This window comes from Caulobacter sp. CCG-8 (assembly GCF_037402475.1).
Classification (GTDB): domain Bacteria; phylum Pseudomonadota; class Alphaproteobacteria; order Caulobacterales; family Caulobacteraceae; genus Caulobacter.
This window is the reverse complement of record NZ_JBBEUD010000005.1, coordinates 249,782-274,042: the sequence shown is the minus strand read 5'-3', so window position 1 is coordinate 274,042 and position 24,261 is coordinate 249,782. Positions and strand designations below refer to the sequence as shown.

Sequence of the window (24,261 nt, the reverse complement as noted above, 5' to 3'; positions counted from 1 at the left end):
CGAAGGCCGGAAAGCCTATTCGCCGGCGGCGAGCTCTATTCGCCGGCGGCGATCTGGCCGCGGGCCAGGGCCAGCAGCTCGTCCATCTTCCGGCGGACCTCGCCCTCGCTGACATTGACGCCCGAGCCCTTCAGGTCGCCGGCGACCTTGCGCAGCACGTCCTCGTCGCCGGGCTGCTCGAAGTCGGACTTCACCACGGCGCGGGCGTAGTCGTCGACCGTCGCCAGGCCCATCAGCTCGGCCGCCCACTCGCCCAGCAGGCGGTTGCGACGGGCGGTCGCCTTGAATTCCTGTTCCTGCTCCAGCGCGAACTTGCGTTCGAAACCCTGTTCGCGTTCGTCGAAGGTGGTCATGAAAGCCCCAATAGTCTCTGAGCCGGCTCCATATCCCGTGGCGAGCCGCCCGGCAATCGTAAGCAACGCCGCATCGCGCCCGATCCGTTCACAAAGCCGCTCACAATACCGCCGCCGAGGCTAGGGCCGTTTGCGCCAAGGACTGCGTTCAGCTAGTTTCGGGACGACATTTTTCGTGAGCGGCCTTGAGTCGAACGCCGCGCGCAGCTATCCGCCGCGCGCGCTTTTCGTTTCTCCGGAGAATTCCGGCCGGATTTTTCCGGGAGGGCGCGCCCGCAGCCAGAAGGGCCTCGACGAGAGCCATGACCACCCGCCGCAAGAAGATCTACGAAGGCAAGGCCAAGATCCTGTACGAGGGCCCCGAGCCGGGCACCCTCATCCAGTACTTCAAGGACGACGCCACCGCCTTCAACGCCCAGAAGAAGGCGGTCCTGGAAGGCAAGGGCGTGATCAACAACCGCATCAGCGAGTACATCATGACTCGCCTGAACGCGATCGGCGTGCAGAACCACTTCATCCGCCGTCTCAGCCTGCGCGAGCAGCTGATCAAGGAAGTCGAGATCATCCCGCTCGAGGTGGTGGTGCGCAACATCGCCGCCGGCTCGATCGCCACGCGCCTGGGCCTGAGCGAAGGCACCCCGCTGCCGCGCTCGATCATCGAGTTCTACTACAAGGACGACAAGCTGGGCGACCCGATGGTCTCCGAGGAGCACATCACCGCGTTCAACTGGGCCGCCACCCAGGAGATCGACGACATGATGGCCATGGCCCTGCGGGTGAACGACTACCTGTCGGGCCTGTTCAGCGGCGTGGGCATCACCCTGGTGGACTTCAAGATCGAGTTCGGCCGCGTCTATGAAGGCGACTTCAGCCGCGTGATCCTGGCCGACGAGATCAGCCCCGACAGCTGCCGCCTGTGGGACTCGGCCACCAACGAGAAGATGGACAAGGACCGGTTCCGCCGCGACCTGGGCAACGTCATCGAAAGCTACACCGAAGTGGCCCGCCGCCTCGGCATCATGAAGGAAATGCCGACCGTCATCCAAGGCGGCGTGCATTAGGTTGGGATCTCCTCCCCCGTGCAACGGGGGAGGTGGCGCGATGCGCGGCATCGTGACGGAGGGGGCGCGCCGCCCGATTGCTGTGGATGGGACGCCCCCTCCACCGCTTCGCGGTCCCCCTCCCCCGTTTCACGGGTGAGGAGAAGAAGTTGAAAGCCACTGTCCATGTGTTCCTGAAGCCCGGCGTGCTGGACGTCCAGGGCAAGGCCGTCGAGTCCGCCCTGCACGGCCTGGGCTGGGCCGGCGTCTCGAGCGCCCGGGTCGGCCGCACGATCGAGTTCGACCTGGCCGAGACCGACGCCGAGAAGGCCAAGGCCGAGGTCAAGGCCATGTGCGAGAAGCTGCTGGCCAACACGGTCATCGAGAGCTACCGCATCGACGTCGCCTGACGGCAACGATCGGGGACATGCGCGTGCGCATGTCCCCAGCCGGTTCGAGCGCCCTCCTCCCGGAGCGGTGCTTTTTCTTTGCCCGGATTTCCGAACCGCCCCTTCCCCTCCAGCTTCGCCGCACCATGTTCGGTGAAACCGGCGGAGGCGACATGAGCGCGAAGTATGAACTGGCCCAGGTCAACATCGGCCGCCTGCGGGCGCCGATCGATCATCCGATGATCAAGGACTTCGCCGACAACCTCGACCCCATCAACGCCCTGGCCGAGGCCTCGCCGGGTTTCGTCTGGCGACTGACGGGCGAGGGCAACAACGCCACCGACCTGCAGCCGTTCGACGACGAGATGATCGCGATCAACATGTCGACCTGGACCGACATCCCGTCGCTGGGCGCCTATGTCTACCGTAGCGGCCACGTCCAGTTCATGCGCCGCCGCCGCGAATGGTTCGAGCACATGGACCTCTACATGGTCCTCTGGTGGGTGCCGGCCAGCCACCGCCCGACCATCGACGAGGCCAAGGCGAAGCTGGCCCTGCTGGAAGCCAACGGCCCGACGCCGGAGGCCTTCACCTTCAAGATCCCCTTCCCGGCCCCGGACGAGGCCAGCGTGGAGCCCGTGCTGGACGAATGCGCGTAAAGCGCCGCTCCTGAACGCTTCGCCCGCTCGCGAGTTGTTCCTAGAGGGCCTTGGGCCCCGGCTGGGACAGTCTCGATGGGCGTAGGGCGTAGGGAATTCCTCTTGGGCTCCGGCCTGGCCATGGCCGCGGGGCCGGCCCTGGCGCGTCAGACCCTGCCCAACGGGCCCCAGCCCTATCAGCCGCGCGCCGGCTATCCCAAGCCGGCGGCGAGCCCGCCGGCCGCCGCGCCCAGGCCGCCGACCTCGTACCCCAAGCCCGACGCCTTCGTTTCCCAGCCGAGGCCGGCGGCCGGAGCGGCTCCCGCGCCGCCCGCCGCGCCCGCCGTCTCGACGGCCGGGACCGACTGGGCCGCCGTGAAGGCCCAGTTCCAGACGACGCCGGACGAGGTCAACATGAGCGCCATGCTGATCGCCACCCATCCCTTGCCGGTGCGCAAGGCGATCGACCAGTTCCGCCGCGAGATGGACTGGCGGCCGGTGACCTATCTGGAGGACAACAACCGCCGCCTGCAGGCCTACAGCCGCGCCGCCGCCGGCCGCTATCTGGGCCTCGACGGCGACCAGGTTGCCCTGACCGACAGCACCACCCTGGGCGCGGCCCTGGTCTATGGCGGCCTGAAGCTGGGCTATGGCGACGAGATCGTCACCACCAACCAGGACTACTACATTACCCACGAAAGCCTGCGCCGGGCCGCCCTGCGCAACGGCTCGGTGATCAGGCGCATCGACCTGTTCGACAGCATCGAGACGGTGTCGGAGGCCGGCATGGTGGCCCGCCTGATGGCGGCGGTCACGCCCAAGACCCGCGCCTTCGCCCTGACCTGGGTGCATTCCAGCACCGGCCTGAAACTGCCCCTGCCCGCCATCTCGGCCGCCCTGGCGCAGGTGAACGCCACGCGCCAGGAGCCCGAGCGGATCGTGCTGGCCGTCGACGGGGTGCACGGCTTCGGCAACCAGGACGCCACCCTGGCCGGCCTCGGCTGCGACATCTTCATGGCCGGCTGCCACAAGTGGCTGTTCGGCCCGCGCGGCACCGGGATCATCGCCGCCAACGCCCAGGGCTGGTCGCGGCTGCGCCCCTCGGTGCCCAGCTATGTCGACAGCGCCGCCTGGACCGCCTGGATCAACAACGCGCCGCTGCTGGAGCACACCGACGGCCCGCTGATGTCGCCCGGCGGCTTCAAGGCCTTCGAGCACCTGTGGGCGATCCCGGCGGCGGTCGAGTTCCACGAGAAGATCGGCAAGCCCCAGGTGGCGGCCCGCACGGCCGAACTGGCCGAACAGCTGAAGGCGGGCCTGGCGCTGATGCCCCACGTGCGCCTGGTCACGCCCCGTGACCCGCGGATGTCGGCGGGGATCGTCTCGTTCGACGTCCAGGGCCTGTCGACCGATTCCGCCGTCGCCCGCCTGCGCCGGCGCCGGATCATCGCCTCGGCCGCGCCCTACGCGATCCAGCACGTGCGCCTGACGCCCTCGATCATGAACAGCCCGGCCGAGGTGGACCTGGCGCTGGCCGAGGTCCGCGGCTTGGCGAGCGTTTAGGGACGAAGCGGCGCTGACATCCCGCGCGAACGGTGCTACAGGCCCGCGCCATGAAAGCCGCCGTCGTCGTCTTCCCCGGTTCCAATTGCGATCGCGACTGCAAGGTCGCCATCGAGCGCTCCGCCGGAGCCCGTGTCGAAATGGTCTGGCACCAGGAGACGGCCCTGCCGGACGACCTGGACCTGATCGTCCTGCCCGGCGGGTTCTCCTACGGCGACTACCTGCGCTGCGGGGCCATGGCCGCCCAGAGCCCGGTGATGCGCGAGGTCGTCAAGGCCGCCAACGACGGCGTGGCCGTGGTGGGCATCTGCAACGGCTTCCAGATCCTGACCGAGGTCGGCCTGCTGCCCGGCGCCCTGCTGCGCAACGCCAAGCTGAAGTACGTCTGCAAGCCGGTGGCCCTGGACGTGGTCAACAGCCAGACCCGCTTCACCGCCAGCTTCGGCGAGCAACGCTCGGCCGTCATGACCGTCGGCAACGGCGAGGGCAACTTCTTCGCCGACGAGGAAACGCTGAACCGCATCGAGGGCGAAGGCCAGGTGGTGTTCCGCTACCAGGACAATCCCAACGGCTCGGCCCGCGACATCGCCGGCCTCATGAACGCCAAGGGCAACGTCCTGGGCCTGATGCCCCACCCCGACCGCTCGTTCGACCCGGACCTGGGCTCGGAGGACGGGGCGATCCTCTTCCGCAGCATATTCGCCAGCGCCTGACGGGCGCCAGGGAGGTTCCGATGCGTCGTTTGTCGATCAGCGTAACCTTCCTCCTCACCGCACTGGCGGCGGGCGCCGCCCACGCCGACAACCGCTGCGGCTATGGCGATTTCGCCTACGCCGCCCAGGACGGCGTGGCCGTCTACAACGTCTCGCCGCCGACCGGGGGACGAACCTACTTCCAGGGCGACGGCGAAGGCTGTCCCGGCGCGCCGAGCTGCAAGCTGAAAAGCTATCTGGTGACCCAGGACGAGGTGCTGGCCAGCAAGGTCGGGAACGGCTGGACCTGCGCCTGGTACGGCAAGGGCGATCGCCACACCGTCGGCTGGCTGAAGACGTCGGACCTGATCAAGTCGGCCGTCGCCCCCTCCGGCGAGGGCGACTGGCTGGGCGCGTGGCGCTTCGGCGACAACCAGATCACGATCACCCGCGACAAGAAGGGCTTCCGGGCCGAGGGCGAAGCCACCTGGAAAGGGCCGGCCTCCGTGCATGAGGGGGCGTTCAAGGGACGCATCGAGGTCAAGGGCGTGGCCGCCACCTACGCCGACCCCGAGGGCACGGAGCCCTTCTGCAGCGTCGATATGCGCCGCGCCGGCCGGTACATGGTGGTCGCCGACAGCGGAAGCTGCGGTGGCGCGTCCGTGAGCTTCGACGGCGTCTACGTCCGCTAGCGACGCGAAACGCTGTTATATTATAGCGCCAGCTGAAAACCGCTCCTAAGGTGCCCGCACCATTGGGGAGCCTTTCCATGAGTCTCGCGTCGACCCTCCGCGCCGGCCTGCTGGCCGCCGCCGCCCTCACCGCCTTCGCCACCACAGCCGCACACGCTCAGACGCCGCCGCTGACGCCGGACATCGACGGCAAGTACGTCGCGCCCAAGGACGGCTATGACTACGACAAGCGCGTGGTCATGGTGCCGATGCGCGACGGGACCAAGCTCTACACCGTGATCGTGGTGCCCAAGGGCGCCAAGAACGCCCCGATCCTGCTGACCCGCACGCCCTACAACGCCGCCAAGCGCACCGCGCGCAACGACAGCCCGTCCATGCTGGCCACCCTGGCCGAGGGCGACAGCGTCTTCGTCCAGTCCGGCTACATCCGCGTCATCCAGGACATCCGCGGCAAGTACGGCTCGGAGGGCGACTATGTGATGACGCGCCCGCTGAAGGGGCCGCTGAACAACAGCGAGGTCGATCACTCGACCGACGCCTACGACACCATCGAGTGGCTGACCAAGAACGTGCCCGAGAGCAACGGCAAGGTCGGCATGCTGGGCAGCTCGTACGAGGGCTTCACCGTGGTGATGGCCCTGGTCAATCCGCACCCGGCCCTGAAGGTGGCCGCGCCGATGAGCCCGATGGTCGATGGCTGGATGGGCGACGACTGGTTCCACCACGGCGCCTTCCGCCAGCCGAACTTCGACTACTTCAGCGGCCAGACCACCAAGCGCGGCGCCGGCGACAGCGTCCAGCGCGGCGGCTATGACGACTACCAGACCTTCCTGAAGGCCGGTTCGGCCGGCGACTTCGCCAAGGCCCACGGCCTGGACGCCCTGCCCTGGTGGAAGAAGGTCAGCGAGCACCCCGCCTACGACGCCTTCTGGCAGGAGCAGGCGCTGGACAAGACCATGGCCAAGCAGCCCCTGACGGTGCCGACCATGTGGATCCAGGGCCTGTGGGACCAGGAGGACATGTGGGGCGCGGTGCACAGCTACGCCGCCGTCGAGCCCAAGGACGCGGCCAACGACAAGAACTATCTGGTGCTGGGCCCCTGGCGGCACAGCCAGGTCAACTACGACGCCTTCAACCTGGGCGTCTTCAAGTGGGACGGCGACACCGCCCTGCAGTTCCGCCGCGACGTGCTGCTGCCGTTCTTCAACCAGTACCTGAAGGACGGCGCGCCCAAGGCCGACACCCCGCCGGTGCTGATCTACGATCCGGGCCAGAACCACTGGGACCGCTACAAGTCCTGGCCTCAGGGCGGGACCAAGGCCCTGTACCTGGAGCCGAACGGCGGCCTGGGCTTCGCCGCCCCGGCGGCGGCCAAGGGCGCGGCGGCGTATGACGAATACGTCTCCGACCCGGCCAAGCCGGTGCCTTACATCCCGCGCCCGATGCAGTTCGGCGACCGCAGCCGCTGGACGCCTTGGCTGGTCACCGACCAGCGCAGCGTCGCCGACCGCACCGATGTGCTGAGCTACGTCTCCGAGCCCCTGACCGCGCCGCTGAAGATCGCCGGCGTGCCGAAGGTCAACCTGACGGCCTCGACCAGCGGCACCGACAGCGACTGGGTGGTCAAGCTGATCGACGTCTTCCCCGACGAGGTCCCCAGCCAGCCCGAGTTGGGCGGCTACCAGTTGGCCGTGGGCATGGACATCTTCCGCGGCCGCTATCGCGAGAGCTTCAGCGATCCCAAGGCGATCAAGCCGAACACGCCGCTGAAGTACCAGTTCATCCTGCCGACCGCGAACTACACCTTCCAGCCGGGCCACCGGATCATGGTCCAGGTGCAGTCCAGCTGGTTCCCGCTGTACGACCGCAACCCGCAGACCTTCGTGCCCAACATCTTCTTCGCCAAGCCGGCGGACTATGTGAAGGCCACCCAGCGGGTCTACCACGCGGGCGACACGGCCAGCTTCATCGAGCTGCCGGTGGTGGCGCAGTAATCCCCTCCGGCCCCTTGGGCCACCTCCCCCGGAGGGGAGGAATAAAAAGGGGCCGGAAGCTCACGCCTCCGGCCCCCTCCTTCACATCGGAGCATTCTTCGTCAGCGGTCGCGCCGCTGCTGGTCGGCCTGGTTGGCCTGGCCGCCCGGATTGCGGCCCTGCTCGTTCTGGCGATTGCGATCGCCCTGCTGTTGCTGCTGACCCGGAGACTGTCGTTGCGGGTCGTTCTGCTGCTGTTGCGGATTGCGGGTCTTGTTGTCACCCATGGGCTCTCTCCTTGCACAGCGCGCCGATCGCGCACGGTGAGGAAAACGGCCCGGGACTCGCCCCGTTCCTTCTGCGAAGCTGCCTTAGTTCCGGCTTAGCTTTTGAATCTTCACCGGATTTTCGATGATCTGCCCCTTCATGTAGGGATCGTCGGCCTTGGTCACGGTGGGGGCGTCGTGGATCTTGCGGACCACGTCCATGCCCTCGACCACCTTGCCGAACGCCGCGAAGCCCTGGCCGTCCTTGTTGCGCGCCCCGCCGAAATCCAGGGCCGGGTTGTCGCCAAGGCAGATGAAGAACTCCGACCCCGCCGTGCCCGGCTCGGCTCGCGCCATCGAGATCACGCCGTCGGTGTGCAGGATCCCCGTGACCTTCGTCGTCTCGTGGGCGATGGCCGGCAGCGGGCTGTCGTCGCGGTTCAGCCCGCCCTGGATGACGCTGATGGTGGCCGGGTTGTTGTCGTTCTTGGGCGAGACGGTCCGGTAGAAGCTGCCGCCGTCCAGCAGATGCTTGTCCGCATAGGCCAGGAAGTTGGCCACGGTGATCGGCGCCTTGTCCGGATAGAGCTCGATCACGATCGCCCCCAGGTCGGTGACCATCCGCACCCGGACGGGCGCGGGGCCGGCGGCGGTCAGCGGCAAGGCGGCGGCGAGCGCCAGCAGATGGCGGCGGGAGATCATGGGGCGGCTCGCTTCACATCGGTGTGGATGAAGTCATTTCCCTTGAACAGCAGCGGTTCGTCCAGGGACTTGGCCAGGGCGTAGACGAAACTGTCGCCGTAATTCAGTTCGGCGTCATGCCGGCCCTTCCCATAGGTCCGCCGAGCCTCGGCCGCCGCGTAGGCCTGCTCGGCGGTCACGGCGACAACCTCGATCCGCAGTTGGGCGAGGTCGCGATTCAGCAGGGGAATCCCCTTCTCCGGACTTATCCGACGCATATAGACCTCGGCCGCCTCGACATAGGACGCCGCCGACATCCGACGGCGCTTGGCGCGCAGCATCAGGACATAGAACGCGTCGCGCTCTGGTTCCTTCAAGGCCAGGGCCAGCAGGGCGGAGGTGTCGATGATCATCCGATCGGCTGACCGTGCTCGTCGTAAAGTTCGGCCTCGATCTCCCGCCAATCTCTGGGATCGAGCACCGGGCGCGCATCCAACTCCGCGAAGAAGGCCTGCTTGGCCGCCTCCTCGGCGTCCGTCAGCGCGAAGGGTTCAGACAACCGCGCCACCTTCTCGACCAGGGCCTGATGGATCGCCTCGGTCAGGCTTTCCCCCGTCACGTCAGCGACTTGCCGCGCCAAGGCCTCGGTTTCCGCCCGCTTGATGCTGATGCCCATTCTAGAAACACCTTTGACCTTTCTAGAATATAGCGGAATCCCCCGGGCCACGCTAGAAGGCCCGCCCATGAGCACCTCGACCTCCCCCGCGAAGTCCATGGCCGAGACGGCCGCCGAGTTTGGCCTCAAGCCGGAGGAGTACGCCGTCGTCCTCGACCGCCTGGGCCGCGAGCCCAACCTGGTCGAGCTGGGGGTGTTCTCGGTGATGTGGTCCGAGCACTGCTCGTACAAGTCGTCCAAGAACCAGCTGAAGAAGTTCCCGATCACCGGTCCGCGCGTGATCTGCGGCCCCGGCGAGAACGCCGGCGTGATCGACATCGACGACGGCGACGCCATCATCTTCAAGATGGAGAGCCACAACCACCCGTCCTACATCGAGCCCTACCAGGGCGCGGCGACGGGCGTGGGCGGCATCATGCGCGACGTCTTCACGATGGGCGCGCGACCGATCGCCCTGCTGAACGCCCTGCGCTTCGGCGAGCCCGACCATCCCAAGACCAAGCGCCTGGTCGACGGCGTCGTCGCGGGCATCGCCGGCTACGGCAACTGCGTGGGCGTGCCCACGGTCGCCGGCGAGACCAACTTCCACAAGGGCTACAACGGCAACATCCTGGTCAACGCCATGTGCGTGGGCCTGGCCGACGCCGACAAGATCTTCTACTCGGCCGCCCCCGGCGCGGGCCTGGCCGTGGTCTATTTCGGCTCCAAGACCGGCCGCGACGGCATCCACGGCGCGACCATGTCCTCGGCCGAGTTCTCGGAGGACTCCGAGGAGAAGCGCCCCACGGTCCAGGTCGGCGACCCCTTCGCCGAGAAGCTGCTGATCGAGGCGACGCTGGAACTGATGGCCACCGGCGCCGTCGCCGCCATCCAGGACATGGGCGCGGCGGGCCTGACCTCGTCGTCGGTCGAGATGGCCGGCAAGGGCGGCGTCGGCATCGAGCTGGACATGGACATGGTCCCCCAGCGCGAAACCGGCATGAGCGCCTACGAGATGATGCTGTCGGAAAGCCAGGAGCGCATGCTGGCGGTCCTGAAGCCCGGCCGCGAGAAGGACGGCCACGCCATCTTCGAGAAGTGGGGCCTGGACGCCGCCGTCATCGGCCACACCACCGACACCGGCCACCTGGTGCTCAAGCACCACGGCGAGGTCGTCTGCGACGTGCCGCTGGCCCCGCTGTTCGACGACGCGCCGCTGTATGACCGCCCCTGGGTCCAGCCGACGCTGCATCCGCACCTCGACCCGGGCAAGATCGCCGCCCCGTCCGACTGGAACGCCGCCGTGCTGAAGGTGGTCGGCAGCCCCGACATGGCCTCCAAGCGCTGGCTGTGGGAGCAGTACGACCGCCACGTGATGGCCGACACCCTGGAAGACAGCGCCACCGGCTGCGACGCCGGCATCGTGCGCATCCACGGCAAGGGCAAGGCCATCGCCGTGACCAGCGACGTCACCCCGCGCTACGTGCAGAACGATCCCTACGAGGGCGGCAAGCAGGCCGTCGCCGAAGCCTGGCGCAACCTGACGGCCGCCGGCTCGACCCCGATCGCCATCACCGACAACCTCAACTTCGGCAGCCCCGAAAAGCCCGAGACCATGGGCCAGATCGTGCGCGCCACCGACGGCATGGCCGAGGCCTGCCGCGCCCTGGACTTCCCGGTCGTGTCGGGCAACGTCAGCCTCTACAACGAGACCAACGGCGTCGCCATTCCGCCGACCCCGACGGTCGGCGCCGTGGGCCTGATCGACGACTACGACCTGCGCATGGGCTTTGGAAATGTCGCCGAGGGGGATGCGCTGGTGCTGATCGGCGAGACCCACGGCGAGCTGGGCGCCTCGATCTATCTGCGCGAGATCCTGGGCCGCGAGGACGGCGCCCCGCCGCCGGTCGACCTGGCCCTGGAACGCAAGAACGGCGACTTCGTGCGCGGCCTGATCCCGACCGGCCTGGTCGCGGGCCTGCACGACCTGTCGGACGGCGGCCTGCTGATCGCCGCGGCCGACATCGCCCTGGCCAGCAAGGTCGGCGTCACCCTGAACGCCACCAGCCACGCCCACGCCCACCCCTATCTGTTCGGCGAGGACCAGGCCCGCTACTTGGTGGCCACGCCCGATCCGGACTCGGTGCTGGCGGCGGCCAAGGAAGCCGGCGTCCACGCCAACCTGGCCGGGGTGGCGGGTGGCGACGCCTTCGCCTCGACCGACCTGTTCAGCATCCCGCTGGAGACCCTGCGCACGGCCCACGAGGCCTGGCTGCCGGGCTTCATGGGCGCGGCCCAGGCCTGACCGGCGTCATCACGCGGACACAGACGCACCGCACAGACCGGAATCAAGGAGTCGCGTCGCGCGATGCGACTCCATCCCCTTTGGAGTTTGGCATGCGCAAGTTCCCGATCCTCGCCACGGCGAGCCTGACCCTGTCGCTGCTGGCCGCCTGCGCGCCCGCCGCCCAGGCTCCCACCCCCGCCGCCCCCTCCCCAACCGTTGAGGGCGCCGAGGCCTCGTGCGCCGCGCGCGGCGGCTCTATGCAACCCGTCGGCCGCCTGCAGCGCCCGACTTGCGTGGTGCCCTACGCCGACGCCGGCAAGACCTGCTCGGACAAGGCCGACTGCCAGGGCGCCTGCATCGCCGAAGGCAACCTGGAGGCCCAGGGCGCCACGACCGGCCAGTGCCAGAAGACCAACGTCCAGTTCGGCTGCTTCGCCAAGATCGTGAACGGCAAGGCGACGGCCGCGATCTGCATCGACTGATGATCGGGGGACATGCCCTCGCGGCGTGTCCCCACCAGCCTCCACGGCGCCAGGACTTGGGGACACGCCGCAAGGGCATGTCCCCTACGGTTCTAGCCGCGACGCGCCCGCGCCACCTGGGCCACCCGCTCCAGCACCACCGGACCCGCCGCCGGCCCGGCCGAATAGACGAAGTCCGGGCTGTCCATCGGCTTGCCCGAGCGGCGATCCACCAGCACCGGTTCGGCCGGCAGGCCGGTGACCGCGTCGACCAGGTGGCTGGCCACGCCCTCGGTCGCGTAGTGGCGATTGCCGAACGCCATCAGCGCCGTCATCACCGGCGCGAAGTCGCGCGCCAGCGCGGTCGGCACATATTCGAAGCGCGCCGGCCGTTCCTGGTACTGCCGACGGTCCAGGAAGCCGGCCTCGACCAGGTCCTTGAGCCGCGCGGCCAAGATGTTGGGCGCCACGCCCAGGCTCTTCTCGAACTGGTCGAACCGCGACAGCCCCTGGAAGGCGTCGCGCAGGATCATCAGGCTCCAGGTGTCGCCCACACGCTCCAGCGTGCGGCCTATCGGGCACTGTCCGGGATCGAAGGCGCGCTTGGTCATGACGTCAATATAGGGACTCGCTACGAAATCGAAAGTTAGTCACTTGCAAATCGAAAGTGACTTCCCACCTCAACGTCACGGCCGGGCCATGGGGCCTCGACCAACCCCTTTCGGGAAGAAGACGATGAGCAAGCAAGACATCCGCGGCGCGGCCCTGATCACCGGCGCCTCCACGGGCATCGGCGCCGCCTATGCCGACCGCCTGGCCCGCGCCGGCCACGACCTGATCCTGGTGGCCCGCGACACCGGCCGCCTGGGCGCCCTGGCCGCCCGCCTGCGCGGCGAGACCGGCGTGAACATCGACATCATCACCGCCGACCTGACCGACAAGGCCGACCTGGCCCGCGTCGAGTCGCGCTTGGCCGACGACGCCGCGATCGACATCCTGATCAACAACGCCGGCGTCGCCCTGTCGGGCCCGTTCGTCGAACAGGACCTTGAGCGGATCGACGGCATGATCCAGCTGAACATCGTCTCGGTGACCCGCCTGGCCCACGCCGCCGCCAAGGCTTTCGCGGCCCGCGACCGCGGCGCCATCGTCAACATCTCGTCCGTCGTGGGCCTGGCCCCCGAGCTGCAGATGGCCGTCTACGGCGCGACCAAGGCCTATGTGACCTATTTCACCCAGACCCTGCGCCTGCAGCTGAGCCCCAACATCCAGCTCCAGGCCGTCCTGCCCGGCGCCACCCGCACCGAGATCTGGGACCGCTCGGGCCACGGCGGCGCCGACGTGCTGGATCCGAACATGCTGATGGAGCTGGACGACCTGGTCGACGCGGCCCTGGCCGGCTTCCACCAGGGCGAACTGATCACCATCCCGTCCCTGCCCGACGCGGCCGATTTCGCGGCCTACGACGCGGCCCGGGCCAAGCTGGTGCCGAACCTGTCGCGCAACCGCTCGGCCGCCCGCTACAAGGTGGGCGAACCGGCCTAGGCGGACTGCCGGCGAGATCGGGGTCGCCCCGATCTCGCCCACCGTCGTGGCGTCCGTCACGACATTGCCGCCTCGCGACACTATCTATCGGGTGACGACGAGAGACGACCGGGAACGAACGCCGCGCCCGGTCGCTTGTCCGCCACCTGAGGAGACCGACATGGCCGTCATTCCAAACCTGGACGAGTTCATTCTCGAGGAAACCGCCGAGGGGATCTTCCTGACCGTCACCGGCGATGACGACCAGACCCTGAAGCTGAAGGTCTCGCTCGACGACCTGGAAGAGATCGTCGAGGTCATCGACGAGGTGTTCGGCCTGGAGGCGGAGGACGACGACGAGGCCGAAGAGGTGGACGAGAGCGCGGGCTAGGCCCTACCGCCCCGCCGCCCTGCTCAGCCCGTCCAGGTCGTCGTCCAGCGCCCGCGTCGCCGTCACCACCGTGGCCACCGCGTTCTTGAAGAACGCCTGCGGCACCGTGGCGAAGTCGTCGGTGGGCTGGTGGTATTCGGGGTGGTCCTCGACGCCGAAATAGACCCAGGGCACGCCGGCCGTGGCGAACGGCCCCTGGTCCGATTGCTGGGTCCAGTTGTTCTCCTTGCCGTGCAGGTCGGTGTCGTGGCCCAGCAACAGCTTGACCGGCGCGATCCTGGCCACGCCCTCCAGCACCGGCTTCAGATACGGCTGGGGCCCGGCCCCGCTGACATAGAGCTGGTTGCGGGGGTTCTTGCTGATCATGTCGAAATTGACGTTCAGCCCGATCTTCTCCAGCGGGACGGGCGGCTCGGCGACGAAGGCCTTGGCGCCCTTCAGCCCGCTCTCCTCGCCGTCGAAGGCGACGATCAGCACGGTGTGGCGCGGCGGCCGGGCCTTGAACGCCTCGGCCACGGCCAGCAGGCCGGCGATCCCCGAGGCGTTGTCGTCGGCCCCGTTATAGACCTGCCCCTTGCGGACCCCGAGATGGTCGTAGTGGGCCGAGACCACCAGCACCTTGTCCGAACTGGACGTGCCCTCGATCCGGGCCACCAGGTTCACGCCGGTGATGTCCTTGCCGAAGACCTTCGGCTTGATGGTGAAGGGACGCTCGAACGTCGAACCCTGCGGCCGCAGCCCGATCTCGTTGAAGCGCTTGACGATATAGGCCCGCGCCTTGGCCCCGCCCGGCGTGCCGACGCCCCGGCCCTCCATGGCGTCGGCCGACAGGACGCGGACGTCGTCCAGGGCATGGGCGCCGGGTCTGGGGGCGGCGTGGGCCTGGCCGGCCAGGGCGACGAGGGCGGCCGAGAGGCCCAGGGCGTGACGGAAGGGAAAGGTCATGCCCCTTCAATGCGTCCGGATTCCCTGGGCGGCAAGCCAGTCCGCCTCGCCTTGGTCGCCGGGACGCCATTCGCGCAGCCAGAGCAGCGTCGGCGTGTCGGACTCCAGCGCGCCGCTGCGATCGACCGCCTTGCGCAGCGTACGGACATCGCCGGCGACACAGCCGCCTTCACGCTTCACGCGCAGCCCCGGCCAAGGGTGACGCGTGACGGCGGCGGGACGGTCACGGCGCGGCGGTCCGCAGAGGGTCGGCCAATAGCGCAGGGCCAGGGCCCGCCCGTCCGCATCGCGCTTCAGCGCGGCGACGCCGAAGTAGAGATAGGCGTTCTGGGACGGCGCGGCGGCGTCCTGGGACGTCTGAAACTGGTACTGCGCGATCATGGGATCACCGCCCGCGAGCATCTGCTCTGTCCCGTCGGACGCCCACAGGACGCCGGTCCAGTCGGCCGGCGCCAGCACGAAATTCGTGCAGTCAGGCCAAGCCGTGCTGGGCGCCGCCAGGTCGACGCGGCAATCGGGCTTATCCTCCATCCACCAGCCGGCCCGGACAGCTCGCGCGCCCACCGCGTCCTTGGCCGAGAACCAAGGCGTTTCGGAGAACACGAGGTTGTCGCAGCCGGCGAGGAACATCGCCGCCGCCACGGCCAGCATCGAAATCGATCGCATCGAGAATTCCCCGGGGCGCCTTCACGTGGATATCACGACATAATCACGCCACCGTGATCATTCCGTGAGATTCCGTTATCACGCAAGTCGGAAAGCAACGTTCCGCTCCGGGCGGGCATTTTCGCCGTATGCCCGTTCTTAAGGTTTACGCGGCATACCCAGGGTCGAGAGATTCGGAGTTCATCGCCGTGCCCATGTCCTTCCCCGACCTCGAAGCGCGCCTGCACGAAGCCTTCCCGGACGCCGAGATCGTCCTGACCGACCTCGCCGGCGACGGCGACCACTACAAGGCGCGCATCGTTTCGCCGGCCTTCCGCGGCCTGAACCGGGTCAAGCAGCACCAGATGGTCAACCGCGCCCTGGCCGACGTGCTGGGCGGGACGCTGCACGCCCTGGCCCTCGAAACCGCCGCCCCCACGGAGTAGACGCCATGCGCTACCGCCCCTTCGGAAGCGCGGGCGTGGCGGTCTCGGCGATCACGCTGAGGCTGGAGGACCAACCCCGCCTGCGCGGCGCCGACTGGCGCAAGCTGATCTTCGCGGCGCTGGAAAGCGGCATCAACAGCTTCGAGATCGACGGCGTCTCGCCGGCCCTGATCGAGGGCGCCACCGAGGCCTTCTCGACGGTCGAGCGGCGGCTGCTGTTCGTCGCCTGGCGGCTGCGCGGCTCCAGCGACCGCGCCCTGCGCGCCCAGGCCGTGCACGACATGATCGAACAGTCCCTGGACCGTACGGGCCTGGGCCACCTGGACCTGGCCACCCTGGACGATCCCGACACCAACGCCTTCCCCGCCGAGACCCTGGAGCAGCTGAAGGCCTTGCGCGCCGCGCGGCTGATCCGCCTGCTGGGTGTGGCCGGGGCCGGCGACAAGTTCGACGCCTATGTTGCCTCGGGCCAGTTCGAGGCCATGGCCACGCCGTTCAACCTGGCCTCGGGCTGGGTGGAGCGCAATCGCGTCCGCGCCGCCATGACCCGCGAGATGGCGGTGATCGGGCTGGACTACTGGCCCGACGTGCTGCGCGAGGAGCACAAGGCCAGCTTCCTGCCCAAGCCGTCGCTGTGGCGGCGCAGGACCGACCCGCTGGCCGACGTCGGCGGCTACGACTTCCTGCGCAGCACGCCCGGCTGGAACGCCCAGCAGATCTGCCTGGCCTACGCCCTGACCGAACCGTCCTTGGCGACCGTCCACGTCACCGCCGGCACGCCCGCCGAGGTGGAGGGCCTGGCCGCGATCGTCGAGCGCGACCTGCCCACCGGCTGCGCCGCCCAGATCGAGATGGCCCGCTTCTCGGCCCAGCGCGCCGAGGGGTCAAAGCGTCGCGCCTGAACCTTCGCGGCCCCGCCAAGGCTTGACCCGAGGGGTCGCGGCGCCTAGCTGAGAGCCTACGCCCAAGGATTTCCTTTAATGACCGACGTCGCCTCCTCCCCCGCCCTCGACTTCATCGCCAAGACCGTGGCCGAAAACCCCGTGGTCCTGTTCATGAAGGGCGTGCCGGACCAACCGCGCTGCGGGTTCTCGTCGATCGCCGTGCAGATCCTCGACCATCTGGGGGTGTCGTTCGTCGGCGTCGACGTGCTGCAGGACGACGAACTGCGCCAGGGCATCAAGACCTTCACCGACTGGCCGACCATTCCCCAGCTCTACGTCAAGGGCGAGTTCGTCGGCGGCAGCGACATCGTCCGCGAGATGTTCCAGTCGGGCGAGCTGAAGACCCTCTTCGCCGACCAGGGCCTCATCGAGGCGTGAGCCCTCCTGCGGAGGACTCACTTCCTTTGAAGAACGCACGCCCTTCTCCCGAAACCGCTCACACTTTCGGGGGGCGCGCTTGAGCCGGGTCTTCGTCCCGCCGGGCGACGCCTACAGCCTGACCTTCGAACCGAAGGCGTCGGACATCGACGCCAACGGCCACGTCAACAACGTGGTCTATCTGGCCTGGGCCCAGGACCTGGCCATCGCCCATTGGGACGCCTGGGCCACGCCCGAGGAGCGCGCGCCCTGGAGCTGGGTCGCCCGCCGCCACGAGATCGACTACCGCCGCGAGCTGCTGCCGCACGAGACCGCCACGGGCTACACCTGGGTGGGCGAGCTGAAGGGCCCGCGCTTCGAGCGCTACATCCGCATCGACGGCCCGGACGGCGAGATGTGCGCCCAGTGCCGCACCGACTGGGTGCTGATCGACATCGCCGCCAAGCGCCCCGCGCGGGTGCTGCCCTGGATGGTCGAGCGGTTCACGCCGAAGGGCTGACCGGGCTCTTCGCGGGCCGGTAGATCTTCAGCATCCGCAGGGCGCCGCACCGCGAGCAGAAGCCCAAGGTGTGCTTCTCGCCCGCCGCCTTGTAGCGGATGCCGCCCGCCGCCAGCAGCGACTTCTCGCGGCCGCAGACCGTGCAGCGCATCTTCCACTCGGCGGACTCCCGCGCGATGTCGTCCCCCAGGTTCCGGAATGCGCGCGCGATCGCCTTGAACATGCCCGCAGGATGATGCGCCCGGCGGCCCGCCGTCAACGCGCCACCGGATTGAGCACGGCCAGACGCCCCTGCCTCGCCAGTCCCAGTTCCTGATAGCTGAAGCGCACGTCCACCGTGGTCGGCGCGCGCCGGCACAGGTCCAGCCGCTTGCGCGCGAAGGCCACCGCCGGCTGGGCGCCGGACCGGTCGACATAGAAGGTGAAGTCGTCCCGCGTCGTGCAGCCGGTGGAGGCCACGCTCAGGGTCAGCCCCGAGGCGTCGGCCTCGACGGCGTTCAACGCTTCCAGCTCGCCCGCGTCCTGGCCCTTGCCGGCCACCAGGGTCACCCCGCCGCCCGAGGTCGCGCAGCCGCCCAGGACCAGCAGCAGCCCTCCGGTCAGCAGTCGGCGTCGGTCGAGGTTCATGTACAACCTTGGCAGGAACGGCAAACTAGGCCCTAGTTTGCCCACGGCTTGGCCGCGCGCAACCGACGAGACCCCAGTGCTTCGTAAATTCGCTTCGATCGCTTCGATGGCCGCCTGTGTGGCCGCCGCCTCCCCGGCCCTCTCAGCCGACTACAAGGCTCTGGACGCCGAAGCCGCCCGGCTGATGGCGGTCGGCAAGATCCCCGGCCTGGCCTACGCCGTGATCGAACATGGCAAGGTCGTCCACGTCAGCGCCCAGGGCTGGGCCAATGTCGAGCAGAAGCGACCGCTGCGGACCGACACGATCATGTACGCCGCCTCGATCAGCAAGGCGGCCTTCGCCCAGTACGTGCTGATGCTGGTCGACGACGGCAAGCTGGACCTGGACAGGCCGATCAAGGCCTATCTGCCCAAGCCCCTGCCGGACTATCCGCGCTACGCCGACCTGGCCGGCGACGCGCGCTGGGAGACGATCACCCCGCGCCGGCTGCTGACCCACAGTTCCGGCTTGGCCGACCAGCGCTTCTACGATTCCGAGAACAAGTTCCGGTTCAATCTGGAGCCCGGAACCCGCTACGCCTACTCCAACGAGGGCATCAACCTGCTGCAGTTCGTCATCGAGCAGGGCCTGGGCCTGAACGTCGGCGACGAGATGAACCGGCGGATTTTCGTCCCCCTGGGCATGACCCGCAGCAGCATGATCTGGCGGCCCGACTTCCGGCCCAACCTGGCCGACGGCTATCACGAGGACGGCAAGTTCGAGGAGCACGACGAACGCGGCAGCGTAAAGGCCGCCGGGTCGCTGGACACCACGATCGACGACCTGGCGAAGCTGGCCGCCGCCATGGTCTCTGGCCAGGGGCTGTCGGCCAAGGCGCGGGCCGAGCGGACCAAGCCCAGCTTCCCGATCGTCAGCAAGACCCAGTTCCCGCCGTTCCTGATCGTCGATAATCCCGACAACGCCAAGATCGGCCTGGCGGCGGGCCTGGGCGTGGTGGTGTTCGACGGCCCGCAAGGCCACGCCTTCTACAAGGGCGGTCACAACGACATCACCGATAACCAGCTGGTCTGCATCGAGCGCGGCGAACGCTGCATCGTCCTGCTGACCAACAGCGGCGTCGGGCAGCGGATCTTCCCGCCGCTGGTCGCGGCGGCGCTGGGCGACACGGGCATGCCCTGGGCGTGGGAATATGGCCGCGCCCTGCCCGTGGAAGCACCCTAGGCGGCGACCTTCGTCGTCAGGGTCTCGCGCAGGCGGGCGGCCACGTCGCCCAGGGTGATGCGCGACAGCGCCGCGTCGACGTCGGGCGCGCCCTCGGCGGCCATCGAGCTGGCCAGGCCGGCGGTGAAGTCGGTGATGGCCGTGATGTGCTGGGCCAGCATGTCGACCATGTGCAGTTCCTGCATGACCTTCAGGCGGCTCTCGGCCGGCACGGTCTCCAGGATCTGGCCCAGGGCGCTGTCCAGGTGACCGCAGGACACCGCCGCGATCGACATTTCGGCCGACAGGGCCTCCAGCAGGCCGACAATGCCGGTGGTCTTCTCGATCGTCGTGGTCATGGCTTTTCCCCCAAGCGTATCAAACGGATAGCGCTCGGGCGTTGCCGCAGGGTTAAGGCCGACGGAAACCATGGCGACCGATTGTCGCGAAAGCTCAGCTCCAGGGGCCGATCCTGCGCCCGTCACCAACAGCGTCTCCCGCCGGCACGGCCGTGCCGACCCGGCCGCGCGTCGCCTGGCTGACGCCCAGCCGCAGCAGGGCCTCGACGCGGTTGCGGGTGGCCGGATGGGTCGAGAACAGGTTGTCGGCGCCCTTGCCCGCCAGCGGATTGATGATGAACAGGTGCGCCGTGGCCGGATTGCGCTCGGCCTCGTGATTGACCGCGCCGCCGCGGGCGTAGGCCTCGATCTTCTCCAGCGCCCGGGCCAGGGCCCGGCCGTCGCCGGCGATCTCGGCCCCGATCCGGTCGGCCTCGTACTCGCGCGAGCGGCTGATGGCCATCTGCACCAGCATGGCGGCGATCGGGGCCAGGATGGCCAGGGCGATCGTGCCGATCAGCCCGCCCGGCCGCTCGTCGTCGTCGCGCGAACCGCCGAAGAAGAAGGCGAAGTTGGCCAGGGCCGAGATCGCGCCGGCGATGGTGGCCGTCACGGTCATGGTCAGGGTGTCGCGGTTCTTCACGTGGGCCAGCTCGTGGGCCATCACGCCGCGGACCTCGTCGCGGTCCAGCAGGCCCAGCAGGCCCGTGCTGGCGGCCACGGCGGCGTGGGCCGGGTCGCGCCCGGTGGCGAAGGCGTTGGGCTGCTCGCTGTCGATCACCGTGATGCGCGGGCGCGGCAGGTCGGCCCGGCGGGCCAGGTCCTCGACGTCGGCGACGTACTGGCGGACCATCGGCACGGGGTGGGTCGCGTCGACCTCGACCGCGCCGTACATCCGCAGCACGATCTTGTCGGCGTTCCAGTACGAGAACAGGTTCATGCCCACGGCGAACACCAGGGCGATCAGCATGCCCGTGGGGCCGCCGATCATGTAGCCGGCCCCGACGAACAGCGCCGTCAGGCCGGCCAGGAGGGCGAAGGTCTTGAAGTGGTTCATGATGGGGTCTTGGGCTCTGGGTCGTGATCAGTCGAAGATGTCGAACAGGTCGAAGCGCTTCTTCTTGCCGTAGTGGCCCTGTCCGTGGTGGCGGCGCTCGTCGTCGTGCCGGTAGTCGCCGCGATGGTCCGGGCGCTCGCGGGGCCGCTCGTAGTCGGGAAGACGCGGCGCGGCGGGCTGGGGTTCGCCCCGCTCCATGGCCATCAGCTTCTCCAGCTCGCCGCGGTCCAGCCACACGCCCCGGCATTGGGGGCACATGTCGAACTCGACGCTGGCGCGTTGCACGGCCTGCATGGAGGCGTCGCAGTTGGGGCACATGAGAAGCGGCATTCGGCGGTCCCTGTCCAGTTGCTGGATGGGTGTCCTCGAAGCTGAGCCGGCGGTGGAGGGAGGGGGACAACCGGACCCAAGCATCGAGAACACCCGATGCGGTCCGACATCACGAGTGCTTGCATCACTCGCCAGAGGGGCCCGGCCCGCTCTTGAGAGTTAGGAGCCCCGGAAAACGGTTCAAGGGCCAAAAACGAAAAAGGCCCCGGATTTCTCCGGGGCCCTTCCGTTCGTCTTCGAGGTCGACGCTTACGAAGCGTAGAATTCGACGACGAGGTTCGGTTCCATCTTCACCGGATACGGCACTTCGGCCAGTTCCGGAGCGCGGACGAAGGTGGCCGACAGGCCCTTCTGGTCCACGGTGACGTAGTCGCAGAAGTCACGCTCCGACGAAGCGACGGCTTCCAGGACCAGGGCCATGTTGCGCGACTTTTCGCGGACGGTGATCACGTCGCCGGCCTTGCAGCGGTAGGACGCGATGTTCACGCGCTTGCCGTTCACCTGCACGTGGCCGTGGTTCACGAACTGACGGGCGGCGAACACGGTCGGCACGAACTTGGCGCGGTAGACGATGGCGTCCAGGCGCGACTCGAGCAGGCCGATCAGGTTTTCCGAGGTGTTGCCCTTGCGGCGGGCGGCTTCCTCGTAGGTGCGCGAGAATTGCTTCTCGGTCAGGTTGCCGTAGTAGCCCTTCAGCTTTTGCTTGGCGCGCAGCTGCAGGCCGAAGTCCGAAACCTTCTGCTTGCGGCGCTGGCCGTGCTGGCCGGGGCCGTAGGACCGCTGGTTCACCGGCGACTTCGGCCGGCCCCAGAGGTTTTCGCCCATACGGCGGTCGATCTTGTACTTGGCGCTATGGCGCTTGGACATAAGTCACTCTTCATATCGATCCGGGCCGGCTCCCTCGGAAGGGTGCGATCTCAACGGCGGCTTCGGGTCATTCCGTCATGCGATTTTCGCGCCGTCCGGCAAGCCGGCGGCGAGAAGGGGCGGTATATGACGGAGGGGCGGCGGGGAGTCAACGGCGAGAGCCGTCAGTGCAGGTCTTCGTTGATGAACTCCGGCCGGTTCAGTCCCGCCGCCCGCAGCTGCGCCATCATCGCGAAGACGCGGCCGTAAGGCACCTCGGCGTCGGCTCGCACCGAGAGCGCGTAGGTGTCCAGTCCGCGCGTCTGGTCACGGAGCAGGCCCACCACCTGGTCGTCCCTCACCCGGCGCTCGCCGACATAGGCCGCGCCGTCGCTGTCCAGGCTGACGAAGAAGCCGTGGGTTGGCTTGCAGGCGCCGAAGCAGTCCATGGGCGGCTGGTCGTGGCGAAGGGCGGGCCCCGAAGACTGACCGACGACGAGGACCATCACGAACAGCGCCAGCAACACCGGAACCATCGGCGTCAGGTTGATCGCCGCCATCGGCCGCGCCTCGAACCGTCCGGTCAATCGTCGCGCCATTGATCGCTCCCCCACGCGCCCAGACTGGTCCGGGCGGACGGCGGGCGCAAGCCTCGGCTACCGGGTCGCCGCGACGGCGGTGTTCATCAGGCCCGGCGTGAAGCGCCGCAGCGATCGCGCCACCTCGATCGGATACACGCCCATGTTCCGGGGACTGTAGTGCTTCCAACGGCCGACCCACGGCGACAGGTTGTCCAGGACGTAGGTGTCGTCGATCACCAGCACGGCGTGGGCCTGCTTGCCGTAGCCGAACACGGCCAGCTGCATGCGCGAGGCGCTCCAGCCCAGCTGCTGCAGGACGCGCGCCTTGGTCAGGGCGAAGTCCTCGCAATCGCCCTTGCCGTCGGCGGGGCTCTCGACCCAGACGTCATCGACCCCGTAGTGGTCCAGGTCGTCGACGATCGCGATGCGCTTGTTGGTCTCGCGCGTCACGCACTGCAACTGGGCTTCGCCGGTCAGGGCTGCGCAGCGCGTGGCGCGGGCCCGGGCGCTGGAGCCGACGATGTAGGCGGCCGCGAGGAACCCGCACAGTGCGCCGAAGCCCGCGCCGAACAGGAACGCCTTGCGAAGGGTTACGACACGACCCTTCGAGTCCGCGGATTGTCTGGGCCGAAATCGGCTATGCCAAGCGAACATGACAACTCACACGCCACTCCACTAGCGCTACAGTTGCATTTCTATGTGTTCATTTAGTGGCGAACGGCCAAGTTACCGATTACAGTAACAATCTAAGCCGTAATACCCCAAGTAATTCGCACGGATACACAGAAGATTCGGTGTCGAATCGAAAGTTGACCACCCCGTCACTGACGACGAATTCGACTAACATTGCTCAATTACGATGCAAATACCGCATACCCATTAACCACGAGCGGAATGGGCGTTCGCCCTAGAGCTTGGCGGCGTGCCACGCCACGTGGTCGCCGAGGAAGGTGGCGATGAAGAAGTAGCTGTGGTCGTAGCCGTCCTGCCGCCGCACCGTCACCTTGCGGCCGGCCTTGGCCGCGGCGGCCTCGATCAGCTCGGGCTTGAGCTGGCTTTCCAGGAAGCTGTCGGCCAGGCCCTGGTCGATCAGGATCTCGTCGAAGCCCTCCCCCGCCCCGTCCTCGATCAGGGCGCAGGCGTCGTGGGCGCGCCAGGCCGCGCGGTCGCCCCCCAGATAGGCGGTCATCGCCTTGTCGCCCCACGGGCAGTTCAGCGGCGAGACGATCGGCGAGAAGGCGCTGACCGACCGGAACAGGTCCGGATTGCGCAGGCCCAGGGTCAGGGCCCCGTGGCCGCCCATCGAATGGCCGGAGATCCCCCGCCGCGCCGGGTCCAGCGGGAAGGCGCCGTCGACGGCCTCCAGCAGGTCCTTGGTGACGTAGGAATACATCTTGAAGTGCGGCGCCCACGGCGCCTGGGTGGCGTCGACATAGAAGCCCGCCCCCTGCCCCAGGTCGTAGGCCGGATCGTCGGCGACGGCGTTCCCTTGCAGATCGGGGCCGCGCGGCGAGGTGTCGGGCGCGACGATGGCCAGGCCGTGTTTGGCCGCGTGCTCGTAGACGCCCGACTTGATGGTGAAGTTGTCCTCGGTGCAGGTCAGGCCCGACAGCCAGATCAGGTACGGGAACGGCCCCTCGCCGTCCGGCGTCCACACCGTGAACTTCATCGGCGTGCCGGTGCTGACGCTGTCGTGCCGGCAGTATCGCAGGGTCCCGCCCTGGGTGCGGTGGGCGGCGAGGGTTTCGACGTTGGACATGTCATGCGCCGAAGGTCCTCCTCCGGCCCTCCGGACCACCTCCCCCAAAGGGGGAGGATC

At 68.3% G+C, this 24,261-nt stretch carries 33 protein-coding genes; 16 read left to right on the top strand and 17 right to left on the bottom strand.

What is annotated here, in order from left to right; genetic code table 11:
• Positions 1-35: 35 nt before the first annotated feature.
• Positions 36-353: a DUF1476 domain-containing protein gene (locus tag WAE60_RS06925; protein WP_029915467.1), complete on the bottom strand. Its 318-nt coding sequence runs from the start codon at positions 351-353 to the stop codon at positions 36-38.
• Positions 354-655: 302 nt separating this feature from the next.
• Here WAE60_RS06925 and purC point away from each other — a divergent pair, with 302 nt between their 5' ends.
• The 7 genes from purC (at position 656) to WAE60_RS06890 (ending at position 7,361) form a co-directional block, all read left to right on the top strand.
• Positions 656-1,414: a phosphoribosylaminoimidazolesuccinocarboxamide synthase gene (gene purC, locus WAE60_RS06920; protein ID WP_029915465.1), complete on the top strand. Its 759-nt coding sequence runs from the start codon at positions 656-658 to the stop codon at positions 1,412-1,414.
• 149 nt (positions 1,415-1,563) lie between these two features.
• On the top strand, positions 1,564-1,803 hold the full coding sequence (purS, locus tag WAE60_RS06915; protein WP_029915463.1) for a phosphoribosylformylglycinamidine synthase subunit PurS: 240 nt from the start codon (positions 1,564-1,566) through the stop codon (positions 1,801-1,803).
• Positions 1,804-1,955: 152 nt separating this feature from the next.
• Positions 1,956-2,441 (top strand): DUF3291 domain-containing protein, encoded by a 486-nt coding sequence (locus tag WAE60_RS06910; RefSeq protein ID WP_337685533.1) that lies wholly within the window; start codon positions 1,956-1,958, stop codon positions 2,439-2,441.
• A 102-nt stretch (positions 2,442-2,543) separates the two neighbouring features.
• Positions 2,544-3,983 (top strand): aminotransferase class V-fold PLP-dependent enzyme, encoded by a 1,440-nt coding sequence (locus tag WAE60_RS06905; protein WP_337685532.1) that lies wholly within the window; start codon positions 2,544-2,546, stop codon positions 3,981-3,983.
• 50 nt (positions 3,984-4,033) lie between these two features.
• A complete protein-coding gene (gene purQ, locus WAE60_RS06900) occupies positions 4,034-4,696 on the top strand; it encodes a phosphoribosylformylglycinamidine synthase subunit PurQ (protein WP_029915458.1) in 663 nt (220 codons plus the stop codon).
• A gap of 20 nt (positions 4,697-4,716) precedes the next feature.
• A complete protein-coding gene (locus WAE60_RS06895; RefSeq protein WP_337685531.1) occupies positions 4,717-5,367 on the top strand; it encodes a hypothetical protein in 651 nt (216 codons plus the stop codon).
• A gap of 77 nt (positions 5,368-5,444) precedes the next feature.
• Positions 5,445-7,361 carry a CocE/NonD family hydrolase gene (locus WAE60_RS06890; protein ID WP_337685530.1) on the top strand — a complete coding sequence of 639 codons (1,917 nt, stop codon included), beginning with the start codon at positions 5,445-5,447 and terminating at the stop codon, positions 7,359-7,361.
• Positions 7,362-7,462: 101 nt separating this feature from the next.
• Here the strand turns inward: WAE60_RS06890 and WAE60_RS06885 are convergent, their stop codons facing one another.
• From WAE60_RS06885 to WAE60_RS06870, 4 genes are all read right to left on the bottom strand, one after another.
• Positions 7,463-7,627: a hypothetical protein gene (locus WAE60_RS06885; protein WP_197026735.1), complete on the bottom strand. Its 165-nt coding sequence runs from the start codon at positions 7,625-7,627 to the stop codon at positions 7,463-7,465.
• 84 nt (positions 7,628-7,711) lie between these two features.
• Positions 7,712-8,308: a peptidylprolyl isomerase gene (locus WAE60_RS06880; protein ID WP_029915452.1), complete on the bottom strand. Its 597-nt coding sequence runs from the start codon at positions 8,306-8,308 to the stop codon at positions 7,712-7,714.
• On the bottom strand, positions 8,305-8,700 hold the full coding sequence (locus WAE60_RS06875; RefSeq protein WP_337685529.1) for a type II toxin-antitoxin system VapC family toxin: 396 nt from the start codon (positions 8,698-8,700) through the stop codon (positions 8,305-8,307). The genes WAE60_RS06880 and WAE60_RS06875 overlap by 4 nt, the downstream gene beginning before the upstream one ends.
• Positions 8,697-8,963, bottom strand: coding sequence for a type II toxin-antitoxin system VapB family antitoxin (locus WAE60_RS06870; protein WP_029915449.1), 267 nt, complete (start codon positions 8,961-8,963; stop codon positions 8,697-8,699). Before WAE60_RS06870 ends, WAE60_RS06875 begins: the two co-directional genes overlap by 4 nt.
• Before the next feature lie 67 nt (positions 8,964-9,030).
• Between WAE60_RS06870 and purL the strand changes: the two genes are divergently transcribed.
• Entirely contained in the window at positions 9,031-11,247 is a 2,217-nt protein-coding gene (gene purL, locus WAE60_RS06865) for a phosphoribosylformylglycinamidine synthase subunit PurL (protein ID WP_029915448.1), read from the top strand.
• Between the two features lie 92 nt (positions 11,248-11,339).
• Complete coding sequence (locus tag WAE60_RS06860; RefSeq protein WP_337685528.1) at positions 11,340-11,711, top strand: hypothetical protein; 372 nt, start codon at positions 11,340-11,342, stop codon at positions 11,709-11,711.
• 92 nt (positions 11,712-11,803) lie between these two features.
• Here the strand turns inward: WAE60_RS06860 and WAE60_RS06855 are convergent, their stop codons facing one another.
• Positions 11,804-12,301, bottom strand: a complete 498-nt coding sequence (locus WAE60_RS06855) for a helix-turn-helix domain-containing protein (RefSeq protein WP_029915446.1) — start codon at positions 12,299-12,301, stop codon at positions 11,804-11,806.
• Positions 12,302-12,425: 124 nt separating this feature from the next.
• Here WAE60_RS06855 and WAE60_RS06850 point away from each other — a divergent pair, with 124 nt between their 5' ends.
• Positions 12,426-13,235 (top strand): SDR family oxidoreductase, encoded by an 810-nt coding sequence (locus WAE60_RS06850; RefSeq protein WP_337685527.1) that lies wholly within the window; start codon positions 12,426-12,428, stop codon positions 13,233-13,235.
• A gap of 160 nt (positions 13,236-13,395) precedes the next feature.
• On the top strand, positions 13,396-13,605 hold the full coding sequence (locus tag WAE60_RS06845) for a hypothetical protein (RefSeq protein ID WP_029915444.1): 210 nt from the start codon (positions 13,396-13,398) through the stop codon (positions 13,603-13,605).
• A 3-nt stretch (positions 13,606-13,608) separates the two neighbouring features.
• On the opposite strand, the gene WAE60_RS06840 is transcribed toward WAE60_RS06845, so the two are convergent.
• Positions 13,609-14,550, bottom strand: coding sequence for a M20/M25/M40 family metallo-hydrolase (locus tag WAE60_RS06840; protein WP_337685526.1), 942 nt, complete (start codon positions 14,548-14,550; stop codon positions 13,609-13,611).
• A gap of 6 nt (positions 14,551-14,556) precedes the next feature.
• On the bottom strand, positions 14,557-15,216 hold the full coding sequence (locus tag WAE60_RS06835; RefSeq protein WP_337685525.1) for a hypothetical protein: 660 nt from the start codon (positions 15,214-15,216) through the stop codon (positions 14,557-14,559).
• A 188-nt stretch (positions 15,217-15,404) separates the two neighbouring features.
• Between WAE60_RS06835 and WAE60_RS06830 the strand changes: the two genes are divergently transcribed.
• The 4 genes from WAE60_RS06830 to WAE60_RS06815 all read left to right on the top strand — a co-directional run bounded on the left by WAE60_RS06830 (position 15,405) and on the right by WAE60_RS06815 (position 17,462).
• A complete protein-coding gene (locus WAE60_RS06830) occupies positions 15,405-15,641 on the top strand; it encodes a BolA family transcriptional regulator (RefSeq protein WP_029915439.1) in 237 nt (78 codons plus the stop codon).
• A 5-nt stretch (positions 15,642-15,646) separates the two neighbouring features.
• Positions 15,647-16,543: a hypothetical protein gene (locus WAE60_RS06825; RefSeq protein ID WP_337685524.1), complete on the top strand. Its 897-nt coding sequence runs from the start codon at positions 15,647-15,649 to the stop codon at positions 16,541-16,543.
• Between the two features lie 78 nt (positions 16,544-16,621).
• Positions 16,622-16,963 (top strand): Grx4 family monothiol glutaredoxin, encoded by a 342-nt coding sequence (grxD, locus tag WAE60_RS06820; protein WP_029915435.1) that lies wholly within the window; start codon positions 16,622-16,624, stop codon positions 16,961-16,963.
• A gap of 79 nt (positions 16,964-17,042) precedes the next feature.
• Positions 17,043-17,462 carry a thioesterase family protein gene (locus WAE60_RS06815; RefSeq protein WP_029915433.1) on the top strand — a complete coding sequence of 140 codons (420 nt, stop codon included), beginning with the start codon at positions 17,043-17,045 and terminating at the stop codon, positions 17,460-17,462.
• On the opposite strand, the gene WAE60_RS06810 is transcribed toward WAE60_RS06815, so the two are convergent.
• Both WAE60_RS06810 and WAE60_RS06805 read right to left on the bottom strand, forming a co-directional pair.
• Positions 17,446-17,685: a hypothetical protein gene (locus WAE60_RS06810; RefSeq protein ID WP_029915431.1), complete on the bottom strand. Its 240-nt coding sequence runs from the start codon at positions 17,683-17,685 to the stop codon at positions 17,446-17,448. The genes WAE60_RS06815 and WAE60_RS06810 overlap by 17 nt on opposite strands.
• A 32-nt stretch (positions 17,686-17,717) precedes the next feature.
• A complete protein-coding gene (locus WAE60_RS06805; RefSeq protein WP_029915429.1) occupies positions 17,718-18,089 on the bottom strand; it encodes a hypothetical protein in 372 nt (123 codons plus the stop codon).
• Positions 18,090-18,195: 106 nt separating this feature from the next.
• Here WAE60_RS06805 and WAE60_RS06800 point away from each other — a divergent pair, with 106 nt between their 5' ends.
• On the top strand, positions 18,196-19,311 hold the full coding sequence (locus WAE60_RS06800; protein WP_337685523.1) for a serine hydrolase domain-containing protein: 1,116 nt from the start codon (positions 18,196-18,198) through the stop codon (positions 19,309-19,311).
• On the opposite strand, the gene WAE60_RS06795 is transcribed toward WAE60_RS06800, so the two are convergent.
• The 7 genes from WAE60_RS06795 to fghA form a co-directional block, all read right to left on the bottom strand.
• Positions 19,308-19,649: a hypothetical protein gene (locus tag WAE60_RS06795; RefSeq protein ID WP_029915423.1), complete on the bottom strand. Its 342-nt coding sequence runs from the start codon at positions 19,647-19,649 to the stop codon at positions 19,308-19,310. The two genes, WAE60_RS06800 and WAE60_RS06795, sit on opposite strands and share 4 nt — an antisense overlap.
• A gap of 94 nt (positions 19,650-19,743) precedes the next feature.
• Entirely contained in the window at positions 19,744-20,685 is a 942-nt protein-coding gene (htpX, locus tag WAE60_RS06790; RefSeq protein ID WP_337685522.1) for a zinc metalloprotease HtpX, read from the bottom strand.
• Positions 20,686-20,712: 27 nt separating this feature from the next.
• The gene (locus tag WAE60_RS06785; protein ID WP_029915420.1) at positions 20,713-21,015 is read right to left on the bottom strand and encodes a zf-TFIIB domain-containing protein; all 303 of its coding nucleotides are present in this window, start codon (positions 21,013-21,015) and stop codon (positions 20,713-20,715) included.
• Between the two features lie 249 nt (positions 21,016-21,264).
• On the bottom strand, positions 21,265-21,882 hold the full coding sequence (rpsD, locus tag WAE60_RS06780; RefSeq protein WP_029915418.1) for a 30S ribosomal protein S4: 618 nt from the start codon (positions 21,880-21,882) through the stop codon (positions 21,265-21,267).
• Positions 21,883-22,046: 164 nt separating this feature from the next.
• Positions 22,047-22,460 (bottom strand): biopolymer transporter ExbD, encoded by a 414-nt coding sequence (locus WAE60_RS06775; RefSeq protein ID WP_337685521.1) that lies wholly within the window; start codon positions 22,458-22,460, stop codon positions 22,047-22,049.
• A 57-nt stretch (positions 22,461-22,517) separates the two neighbouring features.
• Positions 22,518-23,096, bottom strand: coding sequence for a transglutaminase-like cysteine peptidase (locus tag WAE60_RS06770; protein WP_051695947.1), 579 nt, complete (start codon positions 23,094-23,096; stop codon positions 22,518-22,520).
• A 253-nt stretch (positions 23,097-23,349) separates the two neighbouring features.
• Entirely contained in the window at positions 23,350-24,201 is an 852-nt protein-coding gene (gene fghA / locus WAE60_RS06765) for an S-formylglutathione hydrolase (RefSeq protein ID WP_337685520.1), read from the bottom strand.
• Positions 24,202-24,261 lie beyond the last annotated feature (60 nt).